Source organism: Faecalibacterium sp. An192 (assembly GCF_002160175.1).
Taxonomy (GTDB): domain Bacteria; phylum Bacillota; class Clostridia; order Oscillospirales; family Ruminococcaceae; genus Faecalibacterium.
Map to the genome: position 1 here is coordinate 1 of NZ_NFKB01000087.1, position 6,990 is coordinate 6,990.

At 48.0% G+C, this 6,990-nt stretch carries 9 protein-coding genes; 3 read left to right on the forward strand and 6 right to left on the reverse strand.

The annotated features are described in order from the left end of the window. Positions 1-220: hypothetical protein (locus B5F27_RS17035; RefSeq protein ID WP_206423016.1), on the forward strand; the 220-nt coding region annotated here is incomplete at its 5' end. A gap of 132 nt (positions 221-352) precedes the next feature. Then, complete coding sequence (locus B5F27_RS15425) at positions 353-709, forward strand: helix-turn-helix transcriptional regulator (RefSeq protein WP_087368957.1); 357 nt, start codon at positions 353-355, stop codon at positions 707-709. Positions 710-797: 88 nt separating this feature from the next. On the opposite strand, the gene B5F27_RS15430 is transcribed toward B5F27_RS15425, so the two are convergent. The 5 genes from B5F27_RS15430 to B5F27_RS15450 form a co-directional block, all read right to left on the reverse strand. Further along, entirely contained in the window at positions 798-1,016 is a 219-nt protein-coding gene (locus B5F27_RS15430) for a hypothetical protein (protein ID WP_087368958.1), read from the reverse strand. 172 nt (positions 1,017-1,188) lie between these two features. Next, positions 1,189-1,605, reverse strand: coding sequence for a response regulator transcription factor (locus B5F27_RS15435; RefSeq protein ID WP_242962218.1), 417 nt, complete (start codon positions 1,603-1,605; stop codon positions 1,189-1,191). A gap of 62 nt (positions 1,606-1,667) precedes the next feature. Further along, positions 1,668-3,416, reverse strand: a complete 1,749-nt coding sequence (locus tag B5F27_RS15440; RefSeq protein ID WP_087368960.1) for an ABC transporter ATP-binding protein — start codon at positions 3,414-3,416, stop codon at positions 1,668-1,670. Continuing rightward, positions 3,416-5,218, reverse strand: coding sequence for an ABC transporter ATP-binding protein (locus B5F27_RS15445; RefSeq protein ID WP_087368961.1), 1,803 nt, complete (start codon positions 5,216-5,218; stop codon positions 3,416-3,418). Before B5F27_RS15445 ends, B5F27_RS15440 begins: the two co-directional genes overlap by 1 nt. Before the next feature lie 90 nt (positions 5,219-5,308). Beyond that, on the reverse strand, positions 5,309-5,926 hold the full coding sequence (locus B5F27_RS15450; RefSeq protein WP_087249660.1) for a TetR/AcrR family transcriptional regulator: 618 nt from the start codon (positions 5,924-5,926) through the stop codon (positions 5,309-5,311). Positions 5,927-6,241: 315 nt separating this feature from the next. Here B5F27_RS15450 and B5F27_RS15455 point away from each other — a divergent pair, with 315 nt between their 5' ends. Further along, a complete protein-coding gene (locus B5F27_RS15455) occupies positions 6,242-6,487 on the forward strand; it encodes a heavy metal-associated domain-containing protein (RefSeq protein WP_087249656.1) in 246 nt (81 codons plus the stop codon). A gap of 363 nt (positions 6,488-6,850) precedes the next feature. Here the strand turns inward: B5F27_RS15455 and B5F27_RS17350 are convergent. After that, positions 6,851-6,990, reverse strand: a 140-nt coding sequence (locus B5F27_RS17350; protein ID WP_343214650.1) for an FAD-dependent oxidoreductase, incomplete at its 5' end; no start/stop codon positions are given.

Genomic DNA, 6,990 nt, shown 5'->3' on the forward strand with positions numbered 1-6,990 from the left:
CCCCTGCGAGACTTCTCAGATTTCTAAGACTTCTAAGACTTTTGATACTTTCTCTTATTTTCTCACAGGTCAGTACTTTTTTACAGTCGGGGGATTATGGAGCGCTTACATTGAAAGCCAGGCTTTTTTTGATGCATTACCAAAACAAAAAATCACAGTTATCCCTCCAAAGACGGAAACTGTGATCAAAACAGCGCATGAATACTCCTCGGTCAAGTAACCGTTTTTTATAACCTGACCGAGTTAGAATATAAAATTATCAAAATCGGCACAATCCGACCTTTTTTCTGAACCAATAAGGTTATACCAGGAATCAAACAAGAACGATACAATACAATTGAGGTGAACAATCATGCCGAATTCCGATATAGCCGCTTTGGGAAAACAGATTCGTACTGCACGCAAGAAAGCCGATTTAACGCAAGAGCAGCTTTCTGCCCTTTGTCATGTATCAACAAAGCATCTTGCTAATATTGAGAAAGGAATCATGAATCCGTCCTATGAGATACTTTTGGCAATTTTTCGTGTTTTGCCAGTTTCTTTGGATGCTCTGATTCTACCTCGAACAGCCGAATCTGAATGTGAACTGAAAGAACTGGACCAAATATACTTATCTTGTCCAGAACCAGTAAGGAAAGCCCTGCTGGATTCTACCCGTTCACTTGCAATGAATCTCACAGAATTTTATAACAAAATCAAATTATCATAATATTCTTTTCCTTGCTGTACAGTATAGCATAGATTGCCAAGCTTCTATGCCAAAGCCAAGCTAAAATCAAACCATTTCAATACCAATTTCAGTTATCCATTCTTCTTATATCCAGTTCTGTCTCCAAATCATTGGCCAACACCTGATAAAGTTCTTCTGGCTTCTGGCAGAGAACCGCACTAAAATTAATAGGCTCATCTTCGTTGAATAGTCTTGCATATCCCCTGAGGCAAGGAACCACTTCCAAATAAGAGGACTCTTCTACAAAAACTCGAAAACGTTTTAAAACATCATTAAATGTTTGCATAGGCCAATCTCCTTATAATGATTTTTCTCTATTGTAAAGTGTTCCATATTCATATTGCAAGGATATGACGTCTTTTTTCATTTTATTCATTTGTCAAAATACAGCTGTCAAAATACAACAAAAGCCATCCCAACGAATCTAGGGCCTAAATTCGTTGAGATGGCTTTCCTTATTATGGATTTCTTATAGAATGTGTAATATCTTCAGGCCTCGGCATGAACTGGTAACCACGATTTGAAACGGTTCTAATGTATTGCGGATGATCTTTGTCATCCTCAATTTTCTGTCGAATTCGTCCAATTGTACTGGATACAGCTCGCAGATAGCTGTCGCTGTCCTTGTGCCAAACTGCTTCAAAAATTTGCTCTTTTGTAAACAGTTTGCCAGGATGCCGTGCCAAAAGGCTTAAAACACCATATTCATAACGGCTCATATAAATTTCTGATCCATTTTTGAACACAAGGTGACTAGCTAAATGAATTTCTAAACCTGGAAAATACAATATCTTCTGGTCTACATAAGATTTTTCAGACCATTCAAAAATAGTTTGTTCGTGTGATTTTCCGTTATCCTTTGTAAATCGGACCACGATCTCTATTTTTCCATATGAATTCAAAAAATGTTATTTTTTAAGTTTTGACGGCAGCCGATTTATGCCTGCTTTAGATTCCATTGAGCGCTCTCGCTCTGAAGCTCTACCATCCGCCGGTAAAGACCGCCTTGCGCCATCAACTCCTGCGGGGTACCCTGCTGGGCCACCCGCCCTTCTTTTAGCACCACAATGTGATCCGCGCCGGCCACTGTGCGCATCCGGTGAGCGATGACTAACACTGTTTTGCCCGCCAAAAGCCGGGAGAGGGCGTCTTGTACTTTAGTTTCATTTTCCACATCTAGAGAGGCAGTGGCCTCGTCCAGCAACACAATAGGAGCATTTTTCAGTAGTGCGCGGGCAATTGAGATCCGCTGGCGCTCACCGCCCGAAAGTTTAGTTCCATTTTCGCCGATGGATGTATGGTACCCTTGCGGCAGCTTTTTGATAAACTCCTCGCAGTTGGCAGCTTTAGCCGCTGCCATCACCTCTGCATCCGAAGCTCCTCGTTTACCCAGTCGGATATTTTCCATCACTGTATCGTCAAACAACACTACATCCTGAAAGACCATGGAATAATCGGTTAATAATGCCTCCGGGTCCACCGTAGAAATATCTATCTCCCCCACTTTGATTGTCCCTCTGGTAACATCCCACAACCGTGCTGCAAGCCGGGCACAGGTGCTTTTGCCAGAGCCGGAAGGCCCTACTAGCGCAGTGATCTCGCCCTCCTTTGCGGTAAAGGTGATATCACTCAGGACAACCTTTTCATCATAAGCAAAGCCCACATGGTCGAACACAATATCATGCCCTTTGGGACAGAACTTCTCTGTTCCTTCTGCAATCGGGGTATCAAATAGTCTATTCATCCGATCTGCCGAAACCTGAGAAACAAACAGCTCGGCGATTAGTGCCAGACTCTGGTCAAAAGGCGCATAGATTCGGGTGATGACCATCAGGAACAAAAATAGCAGCATAAAGTCTATCTGCCCAGCCAGAATCAATTGGGCCCCCACGAGGATCGTGGTCGCTACTCCCAGCCGCATAATAACACTAGCCCCATTGACGAACAAACCAGTGACCAGCTCGCCGTGAATCATGACCCGCTCATGGTCGTTGATCTTTTGATACAATCCGACAAGATACCGCTCTTCCTGATTGGCAGCCCGAATTTCTCGAACATTTTCCAGGGCTTCCTGCATCCCGTCCGAGACCCGAACAGCGGCCTCCTTGGTCTGCCCGGCCTGGCGCTCTGCCATCTTTCTGCTCCCAAACAGGAGGCCAAAAGCCACTGGTACTCCCCAAAGACAAGCAATGGCCAACCGCCAGTCGTACCAGAACAGGCAGGCCGTGATCACAGCCGTAGAGATATAGGAACCATACAGGTAGCCCAACACATGGCTCCAAACATGTTCCATACGGTTGACGTCTCCCATTAGAGTTTCTGTTAAGTCAGCCAGATCATGTTTTCCAAAAAAACCAAGGGGCAGTTTTCGCAATTGTTCCGCCAAACGCAGGCGAGAGGCCTTCACTTCGCCGTACACAAGGCCGTAGGTGGTTTTGTATTGCTGGAGATGGGTCAAAAACGACAGAAGAGCAAACACTACAAGACCCGCCAGCACCTGGAGAGCACCGGGCAGAGGAGTACCTTCAGTCAGAGTTGCCATTAGTCCGGACATCACAAAATGCAGGATACCGACGCCACCCATCACCACCAGATTGACAATCACCGTCCAGAAGACGCCCTTTTTGACGTTCTCTACCCCCTGGTCGGTCAGGGCGTACTTCCGCTGAAACTTTGTTCCAAACATTACCTTTCCTCCTTGCCACTCTCCATTTTCCACCGGATTGCCTGGTTGTAATCCGTCCACATTTGGGTGTACAACCCGCCCGCCACGATCAATTCTTTGTGAGTTCCCTGCTCTATCAGCTGACCGTTGTCCAATACCAAGATTTTGTCCGCTCCCACTACCGTAGAGAGTCGGTGGGCGATCATGATGACAGTGCGGCCTTTCGTCAGCCGGGCAAAGGCTTTCTGGATCAAAGCCTCATTTTCCGGATCAGCAAAAGCAGTAGCCTCATCCAGTACCACAATGGGAGCATCCTTCAAAATAGCCCGGGCAAGGGCGACTCGCTGTGCTTCGCCGCCAGAGAGATAGGTTCCCTCTGTTCCGATCACGGTGTCCAGTCCCTGGGGCAGCTTTTCCAAAATGTCGCTGCATTGCGCGGCTTCCAAGGCAGCAAGAACCTGTTCTCGACTGGCATTGGGGCGGGCTGCACGGACATTTTCTAAAATACTGGCCTTGAACAGTCGGTTATTCTGAAATACAAAAGCAACCTGATCCATCAACATATGCGGATTGATCTGGCGCACATCCACCCCGCCAACTTCCACAGTACCTTCGTCCACATCCCAAAACCGGGGGATCAGGCTGGCCGCTGTGGTCTTGCCGCCGCCCGAAGGGCCCACTAGAGCCACCGTCTCCCCTGGTTCGGCGGTAAAGGAAAGATGGGACAAGGCAGGGGTCTGCGCCCCGTCATAGGTAAAGCTCACGTCCCGAAACACTACTCGGTTGTCTTTGGGAGTCTGAGGTTTATCCGGCACTGGCAAGGTAGGAGCGTCCATTACCGGCTGGATGCGGCCCAGGGCGGTATCAGCCAGCATCATGCCGGACGCAGCAAACATAATCCGGGCCAACGCCGTGGAAAGGATGGCTGAAAATACGGCATAGAAAGCAAAATTTGTTACAAAGCCCTCAAAATCACCAGTTGCCAGAGCCCCGGGCGCTAGAAATAGCACCACCGGCACTAAAAACAGAAAGGCCCCCTCAGTAACGGTTAGATTGATAGATTGCGGCACACGGCAGATATCACCCTGATAATGCTCCGCCTTGGTGCTGTACTCCTCAATGGCCTGCTGAAACGCTTTGAAGGAGTACACGGTCTGCTGAAAGATCTTGACCACTGGGATTCCCCGGACATACTCTGTGCCGGCTTTAGCCATCCGGTCTTGGGCCGCCTGGTATTCCGCCATCAGTCCAGCGTTTTTGCCACCCATCATGCTAAACATAGCTAGGATTGAGATCACCGCCGCCAGCAAACAAGCCACACCCATGCGCCAATCAAAAACCAACATCAGCGCCAGCATGGAAAGAAACAGAGTGAACGTGCCCACGATATCCGCCAAATTGTGAGCCAGTAGGGTTTCTGTATCGGCAGCAGCGGCATCCAGTCGGCTGCGGATCAAACCAGACGCATTTGTGTCAAAATAACCTAACGGTGCCCTCATAACATGAGCCATACCCTGCTTGCGGATGTTGGCCGCCGTGCGAAATGCTGCTAAATGCGTACACATTAGGCCCAAAAAGTAGATCAGGATACCACCCACAGCGAAAGCAAAGGCTATCCAGCCGTAGCGTATGATGCTCTGAGCCTGTGTCCAGTCCGGAGATACTGCGATCAGATCCCTCGCTGCCAGCCAGATACAGATATAAGGTACCATACTGCACATCATGGATATCCCCGACAGCCCTAGTCCCAGAAAAGTAAGCCGTCTGTGGCTACCCGCATACCCTAGCAAGGCAGCCAAGGCATTTTGCTTTTTTTGCTTCATAAATATTCCTCCCTTTGGTTAGTTCGTGCTAACTTGCAGTATAAAAGAAAGAGGGCAAAGCCCCTATCTTACTAAAAACCGATACAGCAGTTACTGGCCTATTAACTTCAGCCAGCCTGCAGTGTAAAAATCCCGCAGTTGATCCACATAGCACATGGCCCGCTCCTTGGGCATATCGTGGATAACAATCTCAAAGATGCCGTTGAACATCCCGCTAGCAATGATATGGCATAGTTGCTCGTCCAGTGTAGGACATACACGCCCCAAGCGGCGCAGTACCTCAATGTACTGAAGAGTATACTCCACCTCCACTTCCACCATGTTGTGAACAAAGCGCTCATAGCTGGTGCCTTCAGCCTTGCATAGCAACAACTTTACTGGCTCCCTGTGGTCGCAGATGTAGTCCACCATCCAATGGACACACTGACTGGATTCCAGCCCCATATGGTCCGGCTGCTCCTGCTCCGGCAACTCAGCAAAAGAAGTTTGAGCCTTCATAAACTGGCCCATCAGAGCGGCGGCGTGGGGCTCCACAATGGAGGCAAAAAGCGCCTCTTTGCTGGAAAAATAGCCATAGAACGCACCCGTGGTGACACCGGCCTGCTTCACAATCTGACGCAGGGAGGCCCCCAGAAATCCCTTCTCTGCAAACTCCTCCATAGCAACCTGTTGGATCCTCTCCAAGGTGGCAGTAGTTTTTTCTTCCATTTCTGCCCTCCGCATAACATCGTTATATAACACTGTTATCATAAATCACTCCTCTTGATTTGTCAAGAGGAGTGATTGGATTCCTTACTAAAATGGCCGTATCGCCCTGAAATCCCCTCCCGGCATGACAACAACATCTTGGAATAAATACATTTACCACTGGAACCGTCTTACTCAACAGAGCCGGTATGAAACCTACATGGCAATACCTTGCAATTTTGTCTTACAAGGTGTATTCTATAGTTAGAATCACCTAACCGCTTAGCTGATCCTAACGCAGTTTGACCTTGCGGAATTGAGAAAGGATGAGAACCCATGTGGAAGTATACAATAGAAGTCAACGGAATGATGTGCGGAATGTGCGAGTCCCATGTCAACGATGCCGTACGCAAAGCTTGTCCGGTGAAAAAGGTTCGTTCTTCCCGTGCGAAATGTCAGACAGTGGTCATCTCTGAAGCAGAGCTGGACCCGGAGCTCATTGCAGCCGCTATCCGTGGTACGGGATATGATGTCGGCATGATCCAGAAGGAGCCCTTCCAAAAAAGATGGTTGTTCGGTTGATGCTCTGAGTAACAGGCCTCCCCCATTCCCGAATTCCCGGCGCGGAGGTCTTTCCTTATGGCTCTTTTGAGATTTTTGCATATCAGCAAAACGTACCAAGGTTTTTTTACCAGCAGCTTACTCCGACTGCACTTTTCTAAAATTATAGGCATTGCTTTCGATAGATATTGTGACAATGAGCAGCCTGGCTGCCACTACGCCCCAAGTATTGTACCAATATACAGTCAACCATTTTAGAGGGTCATAGATAATAGATAGCTATCAAGTGTATAGCAAAACTCCCCAGAACCACCATGAAGCGGTTCTGGGGAGTTTTATAATCGTAATCCAGCGGCAATTTGCCAGACACAACAATATTTATTGTCACATAGAAGCGTTTATGGCTGCAATGGCCCCATCAGACACAGCGGTAGCTACCTGGCGAACCTGTTTGACTCGGATATCGCCGGCAGCATAGACCCCAGGAATGGCGGTCTCCATCTTGTCGTTGGTGGGGATGTATC